General features: G+C 44.4%; 18 protein-coding genes. 16 read left to right on the forward strand and 2 right to left on the reverse strand.

Annotation, left to right across the window (positions count from 1 at the left end):
- Positions 1 to 64: 64 nt before the first annotated feature.
- On the reverse strand, positions 65 to 1,588 hold the full coding sequence (locus ACSSU7_RS01040) for a Ppx/GppA phosphatase family protein (protein WP_492516904.1): 1,524 nt from the start codon (positions 1,586 to 1,588) through the stop codon (positions 65 to 67).
- Between the two features lie 198 nt (positions 1,589 to 1,786).
- On the opposite strand from ACSSU7_RS01040, the gene htpG reads away from it, so the two are divergent.
- The 14 genes from htpG to ACSSU7_RS01110 all read left to right on the forward strand — a co-directional run bounded on the left by htpG (position 1,787) and on the right by ACSSU7_RS01110 (position 21,487).
- Positions 1,787 to 3,688 (forward strand): molecular chaperone HtpG, encoded by a 1,902-nt coding sequence (gene htpG / locus ACSSU7_RS01045; RefSeq protein ID WP_492516905.1) that lies wholly within the window; start codon positions 1,787 to 1,789, stop codon positions 3,686 to 3,688.
- A gap of 161 nt (positions 3,689 to 3,849) precedes the next feature.
- Positions 3,850 to 6,369 carry a glycogen/starch/alpha-glucan phosphorylase gene (locus tag ACSSU7_RS01050; RefSeq protein WP_492516906.1) on the forward strand — a complete coding sequence of 840 codons (2,520 nt, stop codon included), beginning with the start codon at positions 3,850 to 3,852 and terminating at the stop codon, positions 6,367 to 6,369.
- Between the two features lie 125 nt (positions 6,370 to 6,494).
- Positions 6,495 to 7,178: a DUF4197 domain-containing protein gene (locus ACSSU7_RS01055; RefSeq protein ID WP_492516907.1), complete on the forward strand. Its 684-nt coding sequence runs from the start codon at positions 6,495 to 6,497 to the stop codon at positions 7,176 to 7,178.
- A 309-nt stretch (positions 7,179 to 7,487) separates the two neighbouring features.
- A complete protein-coding gene (locus tag ACSSU7_RS01060; RefSeq protein WP_492516908.1) occupies positions 7,488 to 7,766 on the forward strand; it encodes a hypothetical protein in 279 nt (92 codons plus the stop codon).
- Entirely contained in the window at positions 7,763 to 9,283 is a 1,521-nt protein-coding gene (locus ACSSU7_RS01065) for a ShlB/FhaC/HecB family hemolysin secretion/activation protein (protein WP_492516909.1), read from the forward strand. The genes ACSSU7_RS01060 and ACSSU7_RS01065 overlap by 4 nt, the downstream gene beginning before the upstream one ends.
- Before the next feature lie 49 nt (positions 9,284 to 9,332).
- Positions 9,333 to 10,034, forward strand: a complete 702-nt coding sequence (locus tag ACSSU7_RS01070; protein WP_492516910.1) for a hypothetical protein — start codon at positions 9,333 to 9,335, stop codon at positions 10,032 to 10,034.
- Positions 10,035 to 10,101: 67 nt separating this feature from the next.
- A complete protein-coding gene (locus ACSSU7_RS01075) occupies positions 10,102 to 16,971 on the forward strand; it encodes a hemagglutinin repeat-containing protein (protein WP_492516911.1) in 6,870 nt (2,289 codons plus the stop codon).
- A 6-nt stretch (positions 16,972 to 16,977) separates the two neighbouring features.
- Positions 16,978 to 17,487: a hypothetical protein gene (locus ACSSU7_RS01080; RefSeq protein ID WP_492516912.1), complete on the forward strand. Its 510-nt coding sequence runs from the start codon at positions 16,978 to 16,980 to the stop codon at positions 17,485 to 17,487.
- Between the two features lie 65 nt (positions 17,488 to 17,552).
- Entirely contained in the window at positions 17,553 to 17,966 is a 414-nt protein-coding gene (locus tag ACSSU7_RS01085; protein WP_492516913.1) for a hypothetical protein, read from the forward strand.
- Positions 17,967 to 18,053: 87 nt separating this feature from the next.
- Positions 18,054 to 18,764: a transposase gene (locus tag ACSSU7_RS01090; protein ID WP_492516914.1), complete on the forward strand. Its 711-nt coding sequence runs from the start codon at positions 18,054 to 18,056 to the stop codon at positions 18,762 to 18,764.
- 45 nt (positions 18,765 to 18,809) lie between these two features.
- Entirely contained in the window at positions 18,810 to 19,298 is a 489-nt protein-coding gene (locus tag ACSSU7_RS01095; RefSeq protein ID WP_492516915.1) for a hypothetical protein, read from the forward strand.
- Positions 19,299 to 19,726: 428 nt separating this feature from the next.
- Complete coding sequence (locus ACSSU7_RS01100; RefSeq protein WP_492516916.1) at positions 19,727 to 20,437, forward strand: transposase; 711 nt, start codon at positions 19,727 to 19,729, stop codon at positions 20,435 to 20,437.
- A gap of 12 nt (positions 20,438 to 20,449) precedes the next feature.
- Positions 20,450 to 20,752 carry a hypothetical protein gene (locus ACSSU7_RS01105; protein ID WP_492516917.1) on the forward strand — a complete coding sequence of 101 codons (303 nt, stop codon included), beginning with the start codon at positions 20,450 to 20,452 and terminating at the stop codon, positions 20,750 to 20,752.
- 333 nt (positions 20,753 to 21,085) lie between these two features.
- Positions 21,086 to 21,487: a hypothetical protein gene (locus ACSSU7_RS01110; RefSeq protein ID WP_492516918.1), complete on the forward strand. Its 402-nt coding sequence runs from the start codon at positions 21,086 to 21,088 to the stop codon at positions 21,485 to 21,487.
- 195 nt (positions 21,488 to 21,682) lie between these two features.
- On the opposite strand, the gene msrA is transcribed toward ACSSU7_RS01110, so the two are convergent.
- Entirely contained in the window at positions 21,683 to 22,222 is a 540-nt protein-coding gene (gene msrA, locus ACSSU7_RS01115) for a peptide-methionine (S)-S-oxide reductase MsrA (protein WP_492516919.1), read from the reverse strand.
- Between the two features lie 134 nt (positions 22,223 to 22,356).
- Between msrA and ACSSU7_RS01120 the strand changes: the two genes are divergently transcribed.
- Entirely contained in the window at positions 22,357 to 23,586 is a 1,230-nt protein-coding gene (locus tag ACSSU7_RS01120) for a Y-family DNA polymerase (RefSeq protein ID WP_492516920.1), read from the forward strand.
- Positions 23,587 to 23,750: 164 nt separating this feature from the next.
- Entirely contained in the window at positions 23,751 to 24,434 is a 684-nt protein-coding gene (locus tag ACSSU7_RS01125; protein WP_492516921.1) for a glycine zipper 2TM domain-containing protein, read from the forward strand.
- Positions 24,435 to 24,472: the final 38 nt, after the last annotated feature.

Here is a 24,472-nt window from a genome sequence, read left to right on the forward strand (position 1 = left end):
AATAAACGATATAAACAGTTTATACCGTTTATTTTGGAACGCAAATGAATTTTTTGTGACAGTTTTATATCGTATTTACTAGCTCAAAATGCCAGTTTATTTTCTGCCATGCTAATGTCTCTTCATCCAGCAGGTAGTGAGATTGTGGATACTTGCTTGCCCATGATTTTGGCAGTGATAGCTTAAAACCATTATTATTTAATGCCAATTGCATGCCGCGTAGATTAGGCATTTGTCGCGCGTGACATAAGATAACGGCCAGTCGCATGCAAATTAATTGCATCACTAGGATACGGTCTGAGAAATCAGCCTCTAGTCGCTTTAACTTACCGCGATGTCCTAAGATAATTAAGCTTAAGCAATGTAGCTCACCTTGCGAAAAGCCAACTGGTTCGGTGTGGTCTAGGATGTAAGCGCCATGCAAGTGCGCATCAACTGGGGAGATAATGCCGCCAATTTCGTGTAGTTGAGCCGCCCAGCGCAATTTACGTGCGTGTTTAAAGTATTCGCCGTCTGCAAATGTAGTGCTGTCGCTTATCTTTTCAAAGAGCTTTTCAGCAACCTCGGCAACCGTGTTGGCATGTGTTTCGTCTACGTCAAATTTGCGTGCTAAGCGTTGAATCGATGTATTGCGTAGGTCCAGCATATCGTTTTCACGCGCCAGCATGTCATATAGCAAGCCATGTCTTAACGCACCTTTTGCTACGTTTAAGGTGTCTATGTTAAGGAACTCAAAGACGGCAATCAGCACGGAAAGGCCGCCAGCAATCACCGGTTTGCGGTCTTCCTTTAAGCCATTCAAACGAAGCTTATCCACGTATCTTGCTTTGAGTAGCTCTTCTTTCAGCCAATATAGACTTTCTTTGCTGACAGCATCTGCTGGCTTGCCGTATTGTGTTAGCACGTCTGCCACTGCGCCTACAGTGCCGGAAGCGCCGTAAGCCACATCCCAGTGCGTGCTGTTGAAATGGCTGCCTAGAGTTTCAAAGATAGATTCAGCCGATATTTCTGCGCGTGTAAATGCTTTTTCAGTAAATTCACCGTTTGCAAAATGCTTGAGTGCCCACGCTACAGACCCCACGTGCAGAGATGCGGTTTGGCTTGATTCAAAGCCGCAGCCAAGAATGAATTCGGTTGAACGCCCGCCGATGTCTATCACTAGTCTTTTTTCATTTGATTGCGGTAAAAAGCGGCTTACCCCTTGGTAGATAAGACGAGCTTCTTCCACGCCAGATATGACCTCAACTTCAAAGCCGAGAGCCTTTTTTGCCAGTTTTAGAAAGTGGTCACGGTTGTTAGCTTCGCGCAATGTTTGGGTTGCAACAGCACGTACGTGTGATGCATCAAAGCCTTGCAGGCGCTCACCAAACCTTGCTAAGCAGCGAACGCCGCGCTCTATTGCTTCAGCAGTTAGATTGCGCTCCTCATCTAGGTCGCCACCTTGTCTTACTGCTTCCTTGATGTATTCCACACGCTCAATATGGCCGCTATCCAGCCGGCCAATTTCCAGCCGGAAGCTATTAGAGCCTAGGTCGATTGCCGCAAGTAGTGCTTTATCTGCGGGGGAGTTACTTGATTGATTGTTCATAAATGATGCAGTTTTTTGAGCGAGTGTTATGTGAAACAATAATACTGTTTATTTTGTGATTATAGTTTGAAAGTTTCATGACATTGATTGTTTGTGATAATAATTTAAACATGTCTTTAGGCTTGTCGCTTGAAAATCTTCTGCTAATCCCCACATAGCTACTATTGTTTTTCATTCTTAACATTAGGAGCTTAATTTATGTCCACTGCGACAGCACAACAAGAAATTCATCCAAAAGAGTCAATGGCATTTCAGGCTGAGGTGAAACAACTCTTGCAGTTGATGATTCACTCTTTATACAGCAACAAAGAAATTGTGTTGCGTGAGCTGATTTCAAATGCATCAGATGCTGCAGATAAATTACGTTTTGAAGCATTAGCCAACGGTGCCTTGTATGAAAATGACAGTGAATTAAAAATTCGTATCGCTTTTGATAAAGAAGCACGTACCCTCACCATTGCCGATAATGGCATTGGCATGAGTCGTGACGAAGTAATTGCAAACATCGGTACCATTGCTAAATCCGGTACTAAAGAGTTTTTTAACGCCTTAACTGGTGATCAGGCTAAAGATGCCAATTTAATTGGCCAATTTGGTGTGGGCTTTTACTCAGCATTTATTCTTGCCGACAAAGTAACCTTGACTACGCGTCGTGCTGGTGCAACGGAAGCTGTGCGTTGGGAGTCTGCAGGTGAGGGCGACTTTACGATTGAAGCCGCAGATAAAACCAGCCGTGGTACGGAAATTACCTTGCATTTGCGTGAAGGTGAAGATGAGTTCCTAAGCGACTGGAAACTTAAAACCATCATCCGCAAATATTCAGATCATATTACTTTGCCAATTGTGATGAAAAAGTCTGAATGGAAAGATGGCGCTGAGGTTGCAACTGATGAAGATGAAACCGTCAACAAAGCATCAGCACTGTGGGCACGCAGCAAAAATGACATTACAGAAGAAGAGTACCAAGAGTTTTACAAGCATGTGTCACATGATTTTGAGAACCCGTTAGCTTATACCCATAGCCGTGTAGAAGGTAAGCAAGAGTACATTTCTTTACTTTACGTACCAAGCAAAGCACCGTTTGATTTATACGACCGTGATCATCGTCACGGCATTAAACTTTACGTTAAACGCGTATTTATTATGGAAGACGCTGAAAAGTTGATGCCGCAATATCTGCGTTTTGTACGTGGCGTGATTGATACCTCTGACTTACCGTTGAATGTATCGCGCGAGATTTTACAGTCTAGCCGCGATGTGGATGCGATTAAAGCTGGTTCAGTGAAAAAGGTACTTGGTTTGTTAGAAGATATGGCTGAAAACAAGCCAGAAGACTACGCTAAGTTCTACAATGAGTTCGGTCGTGTGCTAAAAGAAGGCCCAGGCGAAGACTTCGCAAATAAGGAAAAGATTGCAGGCTTATTACGTTTTGCTTCAACCAAGGCTGATACTGACGTACAGGACGTATCGTTTAAAGACTACATTTCACGCATGCAGGCTGAGCAAGATGTGATTTACTACATTACTGCCGACAGTTTTGCCGCAGCACAACACAGCCCGCACTTAGAGATTTTCCGTAAAAAAGGCATTGAAGTATTGCTAATGAGCGACCGCGTGGATGAGTGGTTGCTTGGTAGCCTGACTGAGTTTGAAGGTAAGAAACTGCAATCAATCGCTAAGGGTGATTTGGATTTGGGCAAGCTCGAATCTGAAACTGAAAAAGAGATTCAAAAGAAAATCGAAGAAGAATCAAAAACCTTGGTTGAGAAAATTAAGCAAACATTGGGCAGCCAAGTAAAAGACGTGCGCGTGACCCATCGCTTAACAGACTCTCCTGCATGCTTGGTGAGTGATGCGCAAGATTTGTCTGGCAACTTAGCACGTATTTTAAAAGCGGCTGGTCAAAATGCACCAGAAAGTAAGCCGATTTTAGAAATTAACCCTAGTCACAAATTGGTAAAACGCCTAGAAGCTGAATCTGCAGAGGCAGTATTCGCAGATTTAACGCATGTGTTGTTTGATCAGGCACTGCTGGCAGAAGGCGGTACTTTGGAAGATCCTGCTAGTTTTGTTAAACGTATGAATAGTTTAATTAGCTAACTTATTGTTGTTAAATAGAAAACCGCCCCGCGTAAGCTCGGCGGTTTTTTTATTGTCGTTCAAAACCACTGCGTACCGTGTAACTTTCAGAGAACTGTCATAAAGCTGGCTCAATTTTTGCTAAAATAACAATACCATTCAATAATTTAAGATTATATAAAATGAAAACTCCAGCCGAAACTAAAGCTAAACCTAAGAAAACAGTCAAAGCTAAGTCGATTGCAATCCCTAAACTCGGGCCAATTCAGCAGGCTTTGAAAAATCATTTAATATACTCTAGCTTCAAGACCAGTGAGGCTGCAACGCCACGTGACTGGTATGACGCCGCAAGTTATAGCGTACGTGATCATGTCGTAGAGCGTTGGGTTCAGACGGCAGAATCCTATTATCGCGATGACCCGAAGCGAGTTTACTATTTGTCATTAGAGTTTTTGATTGGGCGCATGCTGAGTAATGCCGCACTAAATTTGGGCATTAATGAAGAGCTTAAAGACGGAATGGCTGCATTAGGCCGTGATTTGGAGAACGCGGTAGAGTTTGAGACCGACGCAGCACTGGGTAATGGTGGTTTGGGCCGTTTGGCGGCGTGTTTTCTTGATTCAATGGCTACGATGGATATTCCGGCAGCGGGATACGGTATTCGTTATGAATATGGGATGTTTAGGCAAACGATTGAAAGTGGCCAGCAGGTAGAGAACCCAGATAATTGGCTACGTTATGGCAATATATGGGAATTCCAGCGTCCTGAAGCAACTTATAACATCAAGTTCCACGGGCATGTGGTTAAGTATCCGAATGATCTGGGTGAAGAGGTTCAGCATTGGGTGGATGCTGAGCATGTGATTGCGATGGCTTATGATGTGCCGGTGCCAGGCTATGGTACAGATACTGTAAACAATCTGCGTTTATGGTCAGCTAAAGCCGCGCGCGAGTTTGATTTAAGGCATTTTAATGACGGTAATTACGAAAAAGCGGTAGAAGAGCGTAATGCGACCGAGAATATTTCAAAAGTACTTTACCCGAATGACACGTCGGTGCTGGGTAAAGAACTGCGCTTAAAACAGCAATACTTCTTTGTTTCTGCTTCTATTCAGGATATTTTGCGTCGCTTTTTAAGTACGCATGACATAAAAACACAAGATGACTGGAAAATTCTGCCAGAAAAAATAGCGATTCAGCTCAACGATACGCACCCCTCTATCGGCGTGGCCGAAATGATGTATCAATTGGTGGATATATACCAATTACCGTGGGCTTTTGCTTGGGAGTTGGTGGTTAAGATTTTTGCTTACACTAACCATACTTTAATGCCCGAGGCGCTAGAAACTTGGACAGTAGATCTGTTTGGCCGCCTGTTGCCGCGTCACTTGGAAATTATCTATCAAATCAACCATGATTTCTTACAGATGGTAAACCACCACTTCCCTGGTGACCCTGAACTGTTGAAACGTGTGTCGATTATCGATGAAGATCACGGCCGCCGCGTGCGTATGGCACACTTGGCAGTGGTTGGCAGTCACACAGTAAACGGTGTAGCGGCCTTACATAGTGAGCTGTTAAAGAGCACGCTGTTTGCTGATTTTGACAGAATTTTCCCAGGAAAACTGACAAATGTGACTAATGGTATTACACCGCGTCGCTGGTTAAATCAGGCTAACCCGGGCTTAACTGCCTTGATTGAGGCAGCGATTGGCTCAGGCTTTAAGAAAGACCTAACGCAAATTAAAAAAATTACGCCACTCGCTGATGATGCGGATTTTAGAAAAGCATTTGCGCAAGTGAAGCTTGCCAACAAACAAAGATTAGCTGCAAAAATTGAAGCTAAAACCGGCGTTAAGTTAAATGTAAATAGCTTGTTTGATGTACAAATCAAGCGTATTCATGAATACAAGCGCCAACTGCTTAATGTGTTGCATGTGATTACCTTGTATAACCGTATTCGTCGCGGTGATAAAGGGATTACGCCACGTACCATTATTTTTGGCGGTAAAGCAGCACCTGGTTACTGGATGGCAAAACATATTATTCGTTTGATTAATGATGTTGCCACCATTGTGAATGAAGACGTTGCCGTAGGCGATCAGTTGAAAGTAGTGTTCTACCCAAATTATGAAGTTTCAGCTGCTGAGATTTTATTTCCGGGCAGTGACCTTTCTGAGCAGATTTCTACTGCAGGTACAGAGGCGAGTGGTACCGGCAATATGAAAATGGCCTTGAATGGTGCACTAACCATCGGCACGCTAGATGGTGCCAACGTGGAAATTAAAGAGGAGGTGGGCGATGAAAACATCTTCATCTTTGGTTTAACGACGCCACAAGTGGCTGAAGTAAAAGCAAGCGGTTACCAGCCTCGCGATTATTACAATAACAACCCAGAGCTCAAGCACGTGCTGGACATGATTGCGGATGGTTATTTCTCGATTGATGAGCCTAGCCGTTATAAAGTGATTGTTGATAATTTGTTAAATAACGATCAGTACTTGTTATTGGCAGACTATGCTAGCTATATCGAAGCACAGGAGCGCGTAGGTAAGCTATATCAAAATCCAGATGACTGGACGCGTATGGCTATCTTAAACGTAGCGAATATGGCTAAGTTTTCAAGTGATCGTGCCATTGGCGATTATGCAAGGGAAATTTGGCATGTCACTCCGCACGCTAAGCCTAAGGCCAAAAAATAACTAGCAGGCTAGCGCATAGCTATCCATTGCGTTGTATTGTTAACATCAATTAATTGTCATACTATGCAATTAGAATAGTATCGTTAATTTTTAATCCCAATTGGGGATAATGAATGGAGAAGTCTATGCGCTACCTAGTGGCAGTTTTAAGTTTTATATTGTTCGCAACGCATGCAAACGCTTTAAGTGTAAATGACTTGAGCAACACAGAGGCAAGCGGCGGGCTAAAAGAGGCGCTGATTCAAGCTGCGGGTAAGGCAGTTGGCCAGCTAAGTGCAACAGACGGATTTTTCGGCAATAAAGAAGTTAAAATTCCACTGCCCGAGACGATGCAAAAAGCCGAAAAAGCCATGCGTATGTTTGGTATGGGTAAGCAGGCTGACGAGTTGGTGCTTAAAATGAATCGTGCGGCAGAAGCGGCCGTGCCAGAAGCAAAAGCTTTACTGGTTGATTCAGTTAAAAAGATGAGTGTTGCTGACGCCAAAGCAATCTTAACTGGTGGCGATGATGCCGCAACACAATATTTCAAAAAAACCACCTCAGCACCCATGGCTGAGAAGTTTTTACCAATCGTGAAAAAAGCCACAGAGAACGTACAACTTGCTCAGCAATACAATAAATTTGCAGAGATGGGCAGCAAGTACGGTGTTGTTAAAAAAGAGCAAGCTAATCTAGAGCAGTACGTCACCCAAAAAACACTGGATGGTGTTTATTTAATGATGGCGAAAGAAGAAGCTGCTATCCGTAAAGACCCTGTCGGCCAAGCAAGCAGTTTGTTGAAAAAAGTATTCGGTACGCTGGTTAATTAACTTTAGCGTCAATAGGTGTGCCCGTAATAACAAGCTCTTCTTAATCACAGTTTTTTCTTAGTGTGATGCATCGTTAGGGTAAACATAGCGCTCAAAAGATTAAGCGCTATGTTTGCTATTGTGTTTGTTGGTTTATTCCAAAGTGTATCTTATCCTCAATTAATCAATCCCTTGTGATGGTGTGTTCAATTGTAAGCTGGCGTGTATTGTAAACAATTGTTAACTTTGTAGTTCGGGACAACTGCAGCCTGATGTTGTCGGATATTATTTTCAAAAAATAAAAATAGCGCTAATCGCTATCAGAGCTTTATGAAAATAATAACAATTAAAACAATCAGGCGCTGCCTTGCTGCGCTGTGCTTTTTTGCACCGTTACAACTATTATCTGCAGAGGCAATTAATCAAGCAGACACTAACGCACAAGAGCAAAACCGCCAGCAAGAGCGCCTGCGCTTATTACGGCAACAGCAAGAAATTAAGCCAGATGCGCGCGAAGCTGCTGAAAAGCTTAAAGACGCTGCTACAACAGTCAACGATCAGATCCCAGAAACTGAGCCCCTTGTTTTACTATTCATCGAATTGAGTTGATAGGGGATGCTGCCAGCAAGTTTCAGTTTGCCTTAGATGAAGTACTTACCAATGCGCATAAAGTTAACCAGCCAATTCTAGGGCGTTGCCTTGGTGCGGTGGGTATTAATGCAGTGATGGCGCGCGTTCAACATGCCATCATCGCACAAGGCTATGTCACCACACGCGTATTAGCGACTCCACAAGACCTCAAGTCAGGCCATCTTCAATTAACCATCGTTCCTGGTAGATTGGGTTCGGTGCGCTTTACACCAGATTCAAGTAAGCGAGTGTCAGCTTGGAACAGTGTGCCAATCAATACGGGCGATATTATTAATCTACGTAATATTGAGCAAGCGCTAGAAAACTTTAAACGTGTTCCTACCGCTGAGGTGGATATTCAAATCGAGCCGGCACAGTCTGGCTTGAAAGGGGAGCAGTATTTATCTCAGCCAGGTTTGAGTGACTTGGTGATTAGCTACCACCAGCGCTTTCCATTGAGAGTGTCGCTTAATCTGGATGATAGCGGGGTCAATAGCACGGGCAAGTATCAAGGCGGCATTACCCTATCAGGCGATAATTTGTTATCACTCAATGACTTATTTTACGTGAATTACAACCATGATCTAGGCGGTGGCGATTCAGGGAGAAGGGGCAATGAGAGCCATAGTGCGCATTACTCTATTCCCGTAAACAATTGGTTATTAAGTACAAATGCATCGCACAGCACATTCCACCAAACGGTAGCCGGCACTAACCAACGCTATGTATTTAGTGGTATTTCCCAGCAGGGTGATGTGAAAGCAACGCGGCTAGTCTACCGTAACAAAATCAACAAGACCTTTATCTCACTAAAAGGTTTTTTACGTAAATCTAGTAACTACATTGATGATACTGAAATTGAAGTGCAGCGACGTCGTACCGCTGGTTGGGAGCTAGGAGTTAATCAAAGTTGGTATCTATGGAGTGCCATTCTAGATTACAACCTTGCCTATCGTCGTGGCACCGGCGCTAAAAACTCACTTAAAGCGCCTGAAGAGGAGTTTGGTGAAGGTACATCACGCATGGAGATGTTAATCGGTGATTTAAGCTTAAGTGTGCCATTTAATGTTAATGCACCTTGGGGTGCACAGGCTTTGCAATACAGCGCCAACTTACGCGGGCAAGCTAACTACACCCCACTTACGCCACAAGACAGATTTAGCATTGGTAACCGTTTTACTGTACGTGGTTTTGATGGTCAGCAAACCCTATTAGCTGACCATGGCTGGTTTATACGCAACGAGATTGTTGCATCAATCGCTAGCTCTGGTCAGGCAATGTATTGGGGGCTGGATTATGGTGAGGTGGGCGGTCAATCCGCCAAAAACTTGCTTGGTCAATACTTAGCCGGCACAGCCCTTGGTTTAAGAGGCGGGCTTGGTAGTCGTTTCGGCTATTTGAGTTACGACGTATTTGTGGCAAAGCCAATTAACAAGCCGCAAGGGTTTGAAACGCATAGCACCACGGCTGGTTTTAACCTCAATTATTCATATTAGATCTACCCACACATTTTTCATTAAGTTTAACAATAGGAACAATCAAGCAATGAAAGCACCAGCATATAAACTCACCTTGTCAGCATTACTAGCATTGACAGCAACTGCGTGTTCAACAACACCATTAACATCGAAAGATGCACTAAAGGATTCGATATTAAATAGCCGCATAATTGTTGCGCCAATCGCTAAACCGGCGCAGCTTGCAGAGCGTACAAAAGCACAAGCGATCGGTAACTTTGTGGTGTCGTCTGTAGCTGGGAGTGTGGCCGGTAGTGCAGGGGATGCTAGAAACATGCAGCAGCTACAAAACAACATGAACATTGGTCAGACATTCGGCAGAGAGCTCTCAAAAGCATTACCTGATAGTTATGCCGTAAGTGCGGGTAAAGGTGCTGACTTGGCCCTTGCCAGAAAACTTTCTGAATATTTTGATAATCGTTCGCCAGCTTCGGCTTCGGCAGGACGCGAGCTGACGATTGCTGTTAACACACCATTATGGGAGTTGGGCTACGTATCTTTTCTTACGAGTCAAGATTACGCATTGAACTATCACCTACAGGTAACTTTGCTGGAACAAAAAGAGGGTAAGCGACAGGCCATTAAGACTGTCAGCTGTGGTAGCACTGCAAAGGAAAAAATGCCACTAGAGAACTGGAAAGCAGAAAACTACAAAGCAGTAGATGCTAGTGCTGCAGTTATCGTCAATGAGTGTTTTGGTCGGTTCTTAGCTGAAACCGGTCTGCAATAAAATGGCACTGGTATAGGGTTGGTTAGCTCTTGTATTTACACACGATGTATTTAAAAGGAAATTGTTGATGAATAAACATCGCTACCGTATAATTTTTAACGCTGTGCGCGGCGGTATGATGGTTGTCGCAGAAAATGTTAAATCACATCTGGGTAAAGCCGCCGCAGACAAAACCGTTGCAACAAGTATCATTCGATTACCAACGTTACAACAAAGCCATACCTTAAGACCGATAGCTTTTAATCTCATGCTTGCCCTTGGCATGGCAGTGATAATTCCGCACCCTCTGAACATAGCAGCGGCTAGCGCTGATATCGTTGCCGATCAAGCAGCACCTAGCTCTCAACGTCCAATGGTGATGAATGCCGCCAACGGCACCCCGTTAGTCAATATACAAACTCCGAGTGCTGCTGGCGTTTCACGCAATACCTACAGTCAGTTTGATGTAAACAGTAATGGGGTCATTCTTAATAATAGCCGCGCCAATATCGAAACTCAGTTAGGTGGATGGGTGCAGGCCAACCCCTATCTTGCAGGCGGCGCTGCAAAAGTGATTCTGAATGAAGTGAACAGCCAAAACCCTAGCTTACTTAATGGGTATATCGAAGTAGCAGGCAGTCGCGTTCAAGTGGTGATTGCCAACCCAGCGGGTATTAGCTGTAATGGCTGTGGTTTTATTAATGCGCATCGTGCCACCTTAACTACTGGTACGCCTATTCTGAACGGTGGTAGTTTATTAGGCTATCGTGTGGGGGGCGGTAACATTAATATATATGGTAACGGTTTAGACACCTCACAAACCAATTTTACCGATGTGATAGCGCGTGCCGTTGAGATTAACGCTGGTATTTGGGCGAACGCATTGAATGTCACCACAGGTACCAATCAAGTGAGCGTGGATCAAGACGGTCACCACACCAGCGTCACCGTTATAAGCCCAGATTCCGGCAGTACTGCCCCTGCTTTTGCGGTTGATGTAGCTGCTTTAGGCGGCATGTACGCAGGTAAAATCAGTATGGTAGGTACCGAGGCAGGTCTTGGCGTGCGTAATGCTGGTACGATAGGCGCTAGCGTGGGTGAGGTTAGCATTACTGCCGACGGGCTATTGCAAAATACAGGTAGTCTCAGTGCCAAAACCAATATTCAGCTGGATACAGTTGCGTTAGCTGGCAGTGGCAGCGTAAAAGCTGATGGTGACATTAGCATTAACCTCGCTTCAGACTATACCCACACTGGCGAACTGCAAGCTGGCGGTAACCTTAGCCTACAAACCACAGGCGATATTACTAATCAATCTACCTTGCTTGCCAGTCAATCACTTAATATCAGTGCGCAAAATATCATCAATACTGCTTTAGGTGAAATCGTCGGCGCTGACACTGAAGTCAACGCGACAGCTACGCTCACAAACCGCGGCTTGATTGATGGCGTTGATACGCTTGTTAACGCTGACACACTCATCAATACCCAAACTGGTAGTATCTTTGGCGATCATTTATCCGTAAAAGTCGCTCATTTAAGCAATACAGTTGGTGCGACTATTGCAGCCCGTACTCAACTTGATATTGGCGCTACCACCATTGAAAATCGCAGCAATGGCCTGATGTTCAGTATTGGTGATCTTGCCATTGGCGGTAGCCTAGACAATAATCACGCAGCCATCGGGTCTGCTGATTCACTCATCAATGATGGCTCAACCATTGAGGCACTTGGAAATGCCACCTTCGCGGTAACCGATTTACAGAACTTAAATGCTGATTTGGTCACACAAGTGGTGCAGACTGGAACCAGCGGCTTTGATCGTTTTACTCCAAGGCATCAAAGCGTGATTTTAGAAAGTGGGGATTATCCAGCCTTTCAAATCGGTAATGTCAATGTCGAGTGGCGCTACGGCTCAACTTATGGTCTTCCATATAATTTCCGTGAATACACGCGCTACCTTGGCACCAAAACCACCTACGAGACGCAAGTAGTTTCCTCCACACCTGGGCAGATACTTGCTGGTGGAAATATGACGTTCAGCGGATCAGTGCTCAATAGCGATAGCCAGATCATTGCTGGTGGCAATCTTGACGTAAGTGGCGCCACAGTCCAAAACTTAAATTCAGAAGGCCAAACTACCACCAGCTATAGCGGTACTGCCTATTATTATGACTGGGACGGTAATGACGATGATTATGATGTCGATGTGATTGGTGCATACAACCCAGCCAATACCGTACTTACCTATAATCTATCGACTAGCCGATTAGAGGGTAGTACTACACCCACTGGCAGCGGCACTACAGTTACTTCAGCGGCTGTGCCAGTAGCGACTGGGAGCCTATTTCAACCTAGCCCAAACGTAGCCGCGAGCTATCTGATAGAAAGCAACCCACGTTTTACTAACTACCGTAACTGGCTAAGCTCCGATTATATGCTGAGCCAATTAGCGTCTGATCCTGCTACCATGCAAAAACGCCTAGGCGATGGCTTCTATGAACAAAAACTTATTCGCGAACAAATCAATCAGCTCACAGGGCGGCGTTTTTTAGCTGGCTATGCCTCAGAGGAAGCCCAGTACCAAGCCTTGATGGATAACGGCATTACTACTGCACGTGCATTACAACTGATTCCTGGGGTAGCGCTCACCGCAGCGCAAACCGCCCAATTAACCAGCGACATCATGTGGCTAGTAGAAAAAACCGTCACCTTGCCAGATGGCAGCACCACTCAGGCGCTAGTGCCACAAGTCTACGTTAAACTACAAGCAGGGGACCTCCAGCCCACTACAGGCATCATGGCTGGCAACAGCGTCACCATGCAATTATCTGGCGACCTTGTTAACCAAGGCACTATTGTAGGCCGCAACTTTATCAGCCTTGATGCGCAAAACATCCAAAATCTAGGCGGGAAGATACAAGCAGACGCTACGCTACTCAAAGCCAGCAATGACATCAATATCATCGGTGGTCAAGTCATGGCTAAAGATGCCATGTTGCTAGAAGCAGGTAACAATATCAACCTGCGTAGCACTACGCAAAGCAGTCAAAACAGCAGCGGTGCCAGCAGTTTTAGCCGCACTAACCTAGACCGGGTTGCTGGACTATACATGAATAACCCCAATGCGATACTAGTCGCTAATGCAGGGAATGATGCCAACCTGATGGCTGCTACCATCATCAACCGTGGCGAAGGTGCAGTGACGAAAATCAATGCAGCCCAAGATATTAACCTTGGTACAGTGACCATCGCAGAGCAGAACAGCAGTATCCGTAACGCCAAAAACTACGTAAAACATGGCGGCACGCAAGACATCGGCAGTACCATCCAAACCAATGGCGACATCACCCTCAACGCAGGCAACGACTTTAATGCAAAAGCCGCTAGTGTCACCAGTGAAGCAGGCGCGATTAAGGTCACTGCAAGTAAAGACATTAACATCACCGAAGGCCGAGAAACCAGCAACTTTGATACAGCACGCAAAGTGAAGAAAAGCGGCACCTTCAGTAGCAAAACCAAAACCCAGCGCGATGTGTTTGAGTCTGACAACAGCATCAGCAGTAACTTCAGCGCAGATAATATCACCTTGCAAGCAGGAAACGACCTGACTGTACGTGGCAGCAATATCGTCAGTGATAACGGTACAACCTTAAACGCCAATAATAATATCAATATCACAAATGCACAAAACACTGCTTATGAGCTACACGAACGTAAAACTAAATCCAGCGGCCTCAGCACAAGCGGCGCTAGCGTTAGCCTAGGCACCAGTAAGCTTAGCACTAAACAAACTACACAAAGCACCAGCCAAACTGGCAGTACGGTCGGCAGTGTAGAAGGCGATGTCAATATCAGCAGTGGTAAAACCTATACCCAACAAGCGAGCGATATATTAACCCCGCAAGGCGACATCAACATTAACGCGCAGCAAGTGAATATTATCGCCTCACAAAACACCAGCCAAACCGTACAAGAGACCAAGTTTAAGCAAACTGGATTAACGCTAGCGATTAGTAACCCAGTCATCAGCGCCATTCAAACAGCGCAGCAAATGAGCCAAGCCGCCAGCCAAACCAGTGACGGTAGAATGCAAGCCTTAGCTGCGGGTACTACAGCATTGGCAGCGATGAATGCTTCTGATGCATTAGGCAAAGTGGACCAGTATGGTAATGTTCCAACTGCTGGAAATACTGGACCTAACGACATGACTAATGTGCGTGAAGCGAATGCAGTTGATCAAGTAGGAGGCATTAACATCAGCCTCTCCATTGGAACCTCAAAAAGCAGCAGCAAAACCACGCAAACCAGTAGCACTGCACAAAGTAGCACACTCAACGCAGGTGGTGACATTACCATTGTCGCCAGTGGTGCTGGTCAAGACTCTGACATTAATATCATTGGTAGCCAAGTAAAATCCAATGATGATGTCACCCTTAAAGCTGACGATAAAATCACCCTACAAGCAGCACAAAATACAAACACCCTTGATGGAAAAAACAAATCCAGCAGCGCCAGCCTAGGCGTTAGTTTTGGCTCCAATGGCTTTGCCGTCACTGCCAGTGCTTCACAAGGCAAAGGCAAAACCACCGGCAACGGTACTAGCTGGACAGAAACCATTATTCAAAGCGGTAATCAGGATGGCGACAAAGTCACATTGGAAAGCGGTACCGATACCACTATCAAAGGTGCGCAAGTCACAGGTAATCAAGTGGTTGCCAATGTGGGTACCAGTGGGTCAGGCAATCTCAGTATAGAAAGCCTACAAGACACAGACCAATACAAAGACAAGCAAAAGAGTGCAGGTATCAGTGTCAGCATCCCGATAGGTGCAGGTGGCTATGGTGGGTCTATCAGTGCCTCCAGTAGTAAAACAAAATCCAACTATGCCAGTGTGAATGAACAAAGCGGAATCATGGCTGGCGATGGTGGGTTTCAAGTTAACGTCAATGGCAATACCAACCTCACAGGGGCGGTGATTTCCTCTACGGATAAAGCGATACAGGACAATAAAAACACCCTGAGTACACAAACCCTCACTACTTCAAATATTGAGAACAGTGCAGAGTTCAGCGCCAAAGGACTAAGTGTTAGTGCAGGGGTAGGACTTAACCAACAACCTGATGGAACAGGCTATAAAAATAGCCCAACTGCAAGTGCAGGCACTGCAAACTTAAGTGACGACAGCAATAGCATCACCGTCAGTGGCATTAGTGGAGGCACTGTCAACATCACCGACACCACCACGCAACAAACAAACACAGGCAAAGACACTACAACCACACTAGCCACACTTAACCGTGATGTGCAAACTCAATTTACTACCGATGCACAAGGCAACACCTCAGCAATAGCAGTAGACAGCCAAGGCAACAACCTCGCTGGTACCTTAACCCCGATATTTGATAAAGAACAAATACAACGAGAACTCAACGCACAGATACAAATCACCCAAGCGTTTAGTCAGGTAGCGCCGAAGGCGGTGGGGGACTTTGCGAGCAATAAGTTTAATGAACTTAAAAACACCAACCCAGAAGAAGCTGCAAAATGGGATGAAGGTGGTATTTACCGCATTGCACTACACACAGCACTAGGCGGCTTACTCACAGGAGACCTCAGTGGAGCGGCAGGAGCAGGCGTGGTAGCAAGTGCAGCACCACTCTTGAATGACTTACAAAGCAAAGTGACAGAAGCCTTGCAAAATGCAGGCTTAGGTGAACAAGGTGCCAATACAATATCACAAGCATTGGCTGAACTCACCAGCCTAGGCATCGGTAGTGCTATCGGCGGCACCGCAGGGGCAACCACAGCACTGGTGGTGGATACTAATAATAGGCAGTTGCATGTACGAGAAATTGACCTTGCTAAGAAATACGCAAAAGCCCTGAAGGATGCCGCTGCTAAAAATGGTGAAATTATTACTGAAGAAGAAGCCATAGCGCGTATTGAAAGACAATTATTGCGCTGGGTGAACGCAGCTACCAATACTTATGACGAAGGTAAACAAGACCAATTAGTAACGTCTATTATCGGTATGAGCGGTAAAGATACTACTACTGGCTTTACATGGGATTACAGAAACTATTCCACACAACATGCCGCAGAATACAACGACTCAAGTATCAATAGTCAGAATATTTCGCTTTATTCCAACAAGCTGCTAGACACCAACTATGGTTTAACACCGCAGCAGATTGAAGCCAAAAACAATGCCGCTGGTGCACCATTAGCCAAACTGGGTTTACTTGGTTTAGGGATTTTAACTGGTGCTGAAGTCGGCGCAGTTCTAGTGCGTGCCGCACCAGAGATTGCCGCTAAAATAGGTGTTTCCGTAGAGGCATGTTTAGCTAATCTGCCACTATGCGCGAACCAAGCGGGGATATTTGCGAGTGAAGTAGCAGCAGGTGATGCGCTGGGTGGTGCTGGGCTAACTATTGGTGCTGGTGCGATGGGCAAAGCTATTACCCAAGCAGGGGCTGATGCTAGACTTAGTGCAAAAGCTGCGGGCTTGAGTAGTGATGCTATCAATGCGGCGGAAGATTTGGCAATCACTAAAGCGCTGCTGCAACTTGAAACCACATCGGGAGGACACTTTGTATCACGGCATGGTGAGCAGTTGACTGACCAGCAATTGATAGATCGGGCTGTGCGTGGCATATTGCCTGATATGCCTAATGCAACGCCAGAACGTACTTTACGTGATGCTACGCGTTGGGCTTCAAATAGTGATATGTCCGATGCAATTATGCAGGCGGAGAAAATGTATTTGGCGAATCCGAGTTTTTACAAAGATGGAGTAGTTAAATTCGACATGGGCAGAATTGTAGGGGATGGTTATACCAAAGGCACGGCGCAACATATGGGAGCTAGCATGGTTGAGGTGCGTTTCAACACAACCATTGGTAAGCCATATACGGCTTACCCCGTTATTGACCCCAAACTACAATTAGTGAGATAAATAGCTATGATAGATAAAGATGAATTCATTGTTGGGGCGTGTTGGGATGTGAAAGGCTTACTTACTCGTGCATTGGGGGGGTGTCCATCCGGCCCGACTGAACAGGAACTTTGGGCAATTGAACCGGATGACGAACAAGCGGTAAGGAAAGTAATACGGAAATATACTCGTCCACTTTTTTTGGAGTGCAAGTCCGATGCTGAAAAAGGAGTGGACAGGTGTAACTGGTACGAACGTTTCAAAGAAGGCCTGCGCTTCCTCATCAACCTGAACGATAACGAAGCGTTTGACTGGATAGGCAATGTAGGGCAGTTCTTTCTTTACCCATGCTATGAACACCCAGTCAAGGAGTACATCAAAGGTGACTATCACACCTTTTACCTTTGGATATGGAAAGAGCTTTGTGGTGATGAAGATTGGCGCATTCCTGATATGGATGTTTATTTGCAAAACATCGACCCTTATAAGAATCTGGAAATCAATGAAGATGGTCAATGGGTACCAAAGGCTAACTAGCACTAAGTAAGGCGATACTCGCGCAAAGCGCAGTACGCCGCATGGAAACCTAATTTAATTCACCAATGCTAAAACGCCACACCCTTCATCTACAAACAGAAAGACTCTACCGAGTAAGCTCAGGCAGCAAACGCCTAGGCGACGGCTTCTACGAACAAAAGCTCATTCGCGAACAAATCAACCAACTCACAGGGCAACGCTTTTTGGTAGGCTATGCCGATGACGAAGCGCAATACCAAGCCTTGATGATGAATGGCGTCACCTTTGCTAAAGCCCTCCACTTAACCCTAGGGATAGCACTGAGTGACCTACAAGTCGCACAACTGACCAGTGACATCGTCTGGCTAGTTGAGCAAACCATCACACTACCTGATGGCACGACCACGCAAGCCTTAGTCCCCCAAGTGTACGCCAAGCTCAAAGCAGGCGACCTTAGCAACACAGGCGCCTTACTCGCAGGCAACAGCGTGCATCTGTAATCAATGGGGTCAGACTCCATTGATTCTAGCAAAGCAAGCTGTTATCCTTACCTATTCATTAATTAACTCAAAGAGTCGATGATTATCATGGCGCGTCTTCCTCGTTTTGTATTGGTTGGCCATCCGCAACACATTATCATTCGTGGCAACAACCGTGAACCAGTATTTACATCTGATGAAGATTACCGCTTCTTTCTGGACAAACTCACCGATGCTGCTAAAAAGCATCAATGCGATATTCACGCCTACGTGCTGATGACCAACCACATTCACCTGCTAGCCACCCCACACAAAACAGACGGCATCTCTAAAATGATGCAAATGCTGGGACGATATTATGTGCAATACTTCAACTACACCTATAAACGTAGCGGCACACTATGGGAGGGCAGGTACAAAGCCAGCTTAATTGATAGCGATGCCTATGCTTTGCTATGCTATCGTTATATTGAACTTAACCCCGTGCGGGCAAATATGGTACAACACCCGTCAGAATATCCTTGGAGTAGTTACCGTGTGAATGCCTTAGGTCAATATGATGCGTTGGTTACTCCGCACACCATGTATTACACATTAGGGCATGATGAGACATCAAGGCAAACACAATACCGCAGTTTATTTACCGCTCAAATAGACGAGATAAGTTTAGTGCAGATGCGCGAGGCAACGAATAAAGCATGGGTTTTAGGCAGTGAGCACTTTAAACAAAAGATTGCCAACCAACTTAACCGCAGAACTGATAAGTTAGCTAAAGGTGGAGACAGAAAGTCAGATGAGTTTAAGCAGAGTAATGGCTAAAAATATGAATCAATGGAGTCTGACCCCATTGATTGACCCCATTGATTGAAACAATACGAAAACGACCCGACGACAAAAAACCTTTATTTGTCGCAACCAGTTGTACAACAAGTGCTACACTCATTCGGCGACTCTTTTGCGCATGTGCAAAAATATGGAACGCATTATGACCCTAAATTTGGACATGCTAAAAATGGCGAAGAGCCTGACAACCCAAATACAAACGCTAATGCTTATAAAAACTATGTAAGTACCTTATTTAAAGTAGCAGCAGGGGCAACAGCAACCCCACGTGTTAGCAGTAGCACAGTTACAAATTTAGCTGAGAAGGTAACAAAAACTGAATACGGAAAGTTCATTTTATACGATGCAATTGGAAGCGTAACTAAAGCGGAAGCCACTAGCTTGGTGCGCTCCCCTGTTAAAGACTGCGGAAAATTTGAAAACTGCCAGAGTCTTGGTGTAGGGAGCCAAGTAAATCCACTAATTAAGCAGATATACAGTACCCCTAATTTATCAGCACATAAGAAATAGACCAGTATCAGCATCTAGAGAGAATATATGTTTCGGAAAGCTTATTTAATATTATCTGCTATATGCCTTCTCATAAAAATTGTGGGGGTTATAACTGTTTTCTTTGGGAGGATTTACTCTTGTGACTATCCAAGCTTGTGTGATGATTTGGATTCTTATATAGCCATCTCACTAATGTTCTTTTACATAGACCCACTATTGCTACTAATAACCTTAATTTGGCTTATTAGGACTGTAAAAAGAATAGAAAAATATCCGAAAGAAAACATTCTTATAGCTTTTTCTTGGATTATAGCCATTAGTTTTTTTGCTTATTTAATGCTTACAGGTTTTAACGGGTAAAAATCAACGGGGTCAGACTCCATTGATTCCGTCCAAATATGCTTTTATTCTTGGCGCTTCGTTAATTCAAATAGCAGATCATTGTCATGGCACGTCTTCCTCGTTTTGTGTTGGTTGGTCATCCACAACACATTATTATTCGTGGCAATAATCGTGAACCTGTATTTATTGCCGAAGAAGATTATCGCTTCTTTTTGGGTAAACTCGCCGATGCCGCTAAAAAGCATCAGTGTGACATTCACGCCTACGTATTGATGACGAACCATCTACACTTGCTTGCCACCCCAAACAAAACAGACGGCATCTCTAAAATGATGCAAATGCTGGGGCGATATTACGTGCAATACTTCAACTACACCTATAAACGCAGTGGTACGTTATGGGAGGGTCGATACAAAGCCAGTCTGATTGATAGCGATACCTATGCTTTGTTATGTTATCGATATATTGAACTTAACCCCGTACGGGCGAATATGGTACAACACCCGTCAGAATATCCTTGGAGTAGCTACCGTGCAAATGCATTAGGTCAATATGATGCGTTGATTACTCCACAACCCATGTATTACGCACTAGGGCAAGATGAGGCAGCAAGGCAAACACAATATCGCAGTTTATTTACTGGGCAGATAGATGAGATCTGTTTAACGCAGATGCGTGAGGCTACAAATAAAGCATGGGTTTTAGGCAGCGAGCATTTTAAGCAGAAAATTGCAGGTCAGCTTAACCGCAGAGGTGGTAAGTTGGCTAAAGGTGGGGATAGAAAATCAGATGAATTTAAACGGAATAATGGCTAATAACAGAAATCAATGGAGTCTGACCCCATTGATTTGTTTTTGGGCTTGATTGGCTTCCGACGTAAAAACCAGACAGGCATATGGCCACTTGTGAGCACATATGGGGAAACTTTGATTGGCACTGGTCTTTATCTAGCTCCAGAATGGGAGTCAAAAATAGACCGCACCTCAGATAAAGCATGGATGTGGGCAGATTACAGAACCTTAGAAAGTCTGGTGAAAAAGACGAAGGCTACAGATTTTATATACGATGCCCACGGTAAACGTCTCGGTAAAAAAGACCTCCCAAGAGACATAGTGGTGATTAATGGGTGAATTGCCACTAGTTTACTAGACACTATCTTAATAGTCTTGTTTTGCAATTAATCAAACGCTTAGTCTACAAATTATTTGTACTGTACCTATGTCAATTGTTGTTGACTGCATTGTTGTTAACTATTCAGTTAACAACAATTTACAGTGAAGGTATTCAGAATTGAGTAGCATGTATGTTTAATACATTCTGTTTGCAATTTGGCTTTGTTGTTGAGTTGACAGGTGCCTGTTGCAACGATTGAGTGTCATGCAAAAAAAGTAGTTTGCGTGATTAATGAAACACGCTACTACCTTCGTATGAGTTTAAAGTGTAGTGGCAATTAAGGATTGGGAATGAGTTTTATTAGTAGGAGGTTATTGAGTGGCGCGTTTGTATGTGTTTTGTGTCTTGTGTCAATTGCAGTATTTTTTGCCATGGAGAGCGTATCAAACTCAGTTTTGTTTAGGATTATTTTGGCACTAGATGTGAGTTTTTTAATATGCAATATTGCGCTCGCCATGCGATTTCTATCGCAGGGATACGGTGATTTCTTAAAGATGATTTCGCATAAAAATGAAGAAATGTTTTTATCAACGGTATTTGTATTATCACCATTGGCTTTTTCAAATAAATATCTAAGTGATACGGGAAAAATATTAAGAAACAGTATGGTGAGTAACGCTGTTTCATTTGTTTTGATTGTGATTATTAACATAATCATAGGACTTTTATTAATCAATCTAATACAAAGTTAATTGCAATATCTTGTATAAGTAAAGGTTATGGTAGCCGCCCTCTCTGCTAGACATAATAATATCGAAGCAGTGACAGTGAATCAATGAGGAAAGGCTTCATTGATTCTTCTTTATAACTGGTGCAAAAATATCTAATATAAACTAGTGTTCAAGTCTACCAATTGCTGTAATCGATTAACACTAAGCCTAACATGCTTAATCCTTAATTAGCTGCGCATACTTAGCCCGAATCTTTGCCGCTTTAGGTGCGGCAACTGCCATACAATAAGGCTGGTTTGGGTTCTTATCAAAATAGTACTGGTGGTAATCTTCTGCCGGGTAAAACACTTCAGCAGCATTGACCTCAGTCACAATTGGGTTAGCCCAGATATGTTGTTGATCTAATGCTCTTATCATATTCACAGTTACCGTGCGTTGTGCTTCATTTTGGCAAAATACGGCAGAGCGATACTGCGTACCAATGTCATTGCCTTGGCGGTTCGGCGTGGTGGGGTCGTGCGATACAAAGAATATTTCCAGCAGTGTTTCAAAGCTGATTAAATCTTCATCGTAAGTGATTTGAATCGCCTCTGCGTGGCCGGTATCGCCATTGCAAATCTGCTTGTAGGTTGGGTCGGTAGTGTGGCCGCCGATGTAGCCTGATGCGACTTTTTTTACGCCGTTAAGCTGGCTGAATACTGGCTCTGTGCACCAAAAGCAACCGCCGGCAAATACTGCAATTTGTTCCTGACTCATGATGTAATCCTTATAATAATGCTTTGAGTGTTTAAGCTGTATTTTATGCTTGGCGCTAATTATCTGCTGTATTGTTAGTCATAACATCGGGCTAAACATTCATTTTTTCTAAATATTTCTAATCGCCATTATCCATGCAGTTAAACGCTTTATATGTAGATTTTAATTCTTATTTTGCCTCAGTTGAGCAGCAGTTGGTGCCTGAATTGAGAGGTAAGCCTATCGGTGTGCTCGCTGTGATGGCAGAAACCACTTGCTGTATTGCTGCCAGCTATGAAGCAAAAGCGTTTGGTATTAAAACCGGTACGCTGGTCAGTGAGGCACGCAAGCTTTGCCCAGATATCATGTTTGTAGAAGCGAGGCCACCCGTTTACGTGCAGTATCATCATTTTTTAATTGATATTGTAGAAAGCTGTACGCATGTAGAAAAAGTACTTTCTATTGATGAGATGGTTTGTAAGCTTACAGGTAGTCAGCAGCAACCAGAAAATGCGCTGAAGTTGGCGGCGAAGATTAAATCTGAGCTTGCGAAAAAAGCTGGGGATTTTATCCGTTGCTCTATTGGCATTGCACCTAATACTTTTTTGGCAAAAGTAGCGTCTAACATGCAAAAGCCTGATGGCTGCGTGTTGATAGCGCCGCATGAGCTACCGCAGCGACTATATGGCTTAAGGTTACGCGATTTAAACGGGATTGGTAAGCAGATGGAGGCGCGTTTAAACCGCTATAAGATTACGACTGTGGAGCAGTTGTATGCTGCTAATCGGCAACAGTTGCAGGTGGCGTGGGGTAGTGTAGAAGGCGAGCGTATGTATGATAAGTTGCGCGGTATTGAGCCATATTATGTGAAAAATGCACGTAGTAGTTTAGGGCATTCACATGTGATGCCGCCTGAGCAGCGCAACGAGGTTGGCGTAAGAGCAGTGTTGCACAGATTGCTACAAAAGGCATGCATGCGTATGCGTAGCTACGATTTACTTGCTTCAAGAATCAGCGTTAAGGTGAAGTTTAGAAATAAGCCGAGCTGGCAAAAAGAAAGTGCGCTGTCACCCACCGATAACACTTTAAGGCTGATTGAAGCGCTAGAAACTTTTATGCAGCAATATCCAACAACTAATGCCGAACCTTATGCGGTTGGCGTGTCTTTTTCTGGGCTGGTCACGGCTGATGAAGTGGCGCGTGATTTGTTCCAGGTAGCGCCGTTAGAAAGTGAGAAGAAGTTAAGTCAGGCAATTGATAGCCTTAATTCAAAGTTTGGCAAAAACACAATTTACTTTGGCGGCGCGCATGAGGCGCTCAAGGATGCACCGATGCGTATCGCGTTTAATCATATTCCTGATATGGATGTAGAAAGTGATGAGTAAGTCACTTTAAGGCCTTGTGGCTTTCGCTAAGTAAAATCATTAGTTACAAATTATTAACAATTGCAGGTAAGCCAATTTAAATCAATCGCGTTAACTGAGCATGGCCGCTACTAATTGGCCTGATTCAGTGGCTTAATAAATTCTAGAAATAGAGGAGAAGTAAAATGCGTAATTTTAAGTTGAACGTTGTTAATAGCACGCGCGTGGCGATGGCTGTGCCTGCATTAATCGCAGCAGTGTTTGCAACGCCAGCGTTGGCCAGTGATCAATATGTTGATACTGCACGTGTGATTTCAGTCACACCGCAAACCGAGCGTATCAATACGCCACAGCAAGAGTGTCGTACCGAGTATCAGCAACAGAGCTATTCTCAAGGTAATCGCTCTATCACGGGTGCAATCATCGGTGGTATTGCTGGTGGTTTGTTAGGTAATACAGTAGGTAGAGGTAGTGGTCGTGTTGCTGCCGCAGCAGTTGGTGCTGGTGTTGGCGCTATTGCGGGTGATCGTATCGCAAATAACCGTCCTAATGAAGTGGTAACGCGTAACGTGCCTGTAGATGTATGTTATCAAGTAGACCGCTGGCAAACTGTGAATACAGGTTATTTTGTTACTTATGAGTACAACGGCAGAACATATAACACGGTGACAGCTGAGCACCCTGGACGTTTTGTGGATGTAAATGTGATGGTGGCGCCAAACCGTTATACAACATCACAAGTCAGCTATATTGAGCCGGGTTACCGTGGCAATGACCAATGGCGAGGTTATCGTGGCCATAAAAAGCACGATTGGAAAGATCAGGAGCGTTACGACCGCTATGATGGAGATGACCGCCGTTATTACTAAGAGCTAATGGCGCATGGTTGCCCCATGTACTTGCTTTG

This window comes from Methylotenera sp. E1MeOHC1 (assembly GCF_058745595.1).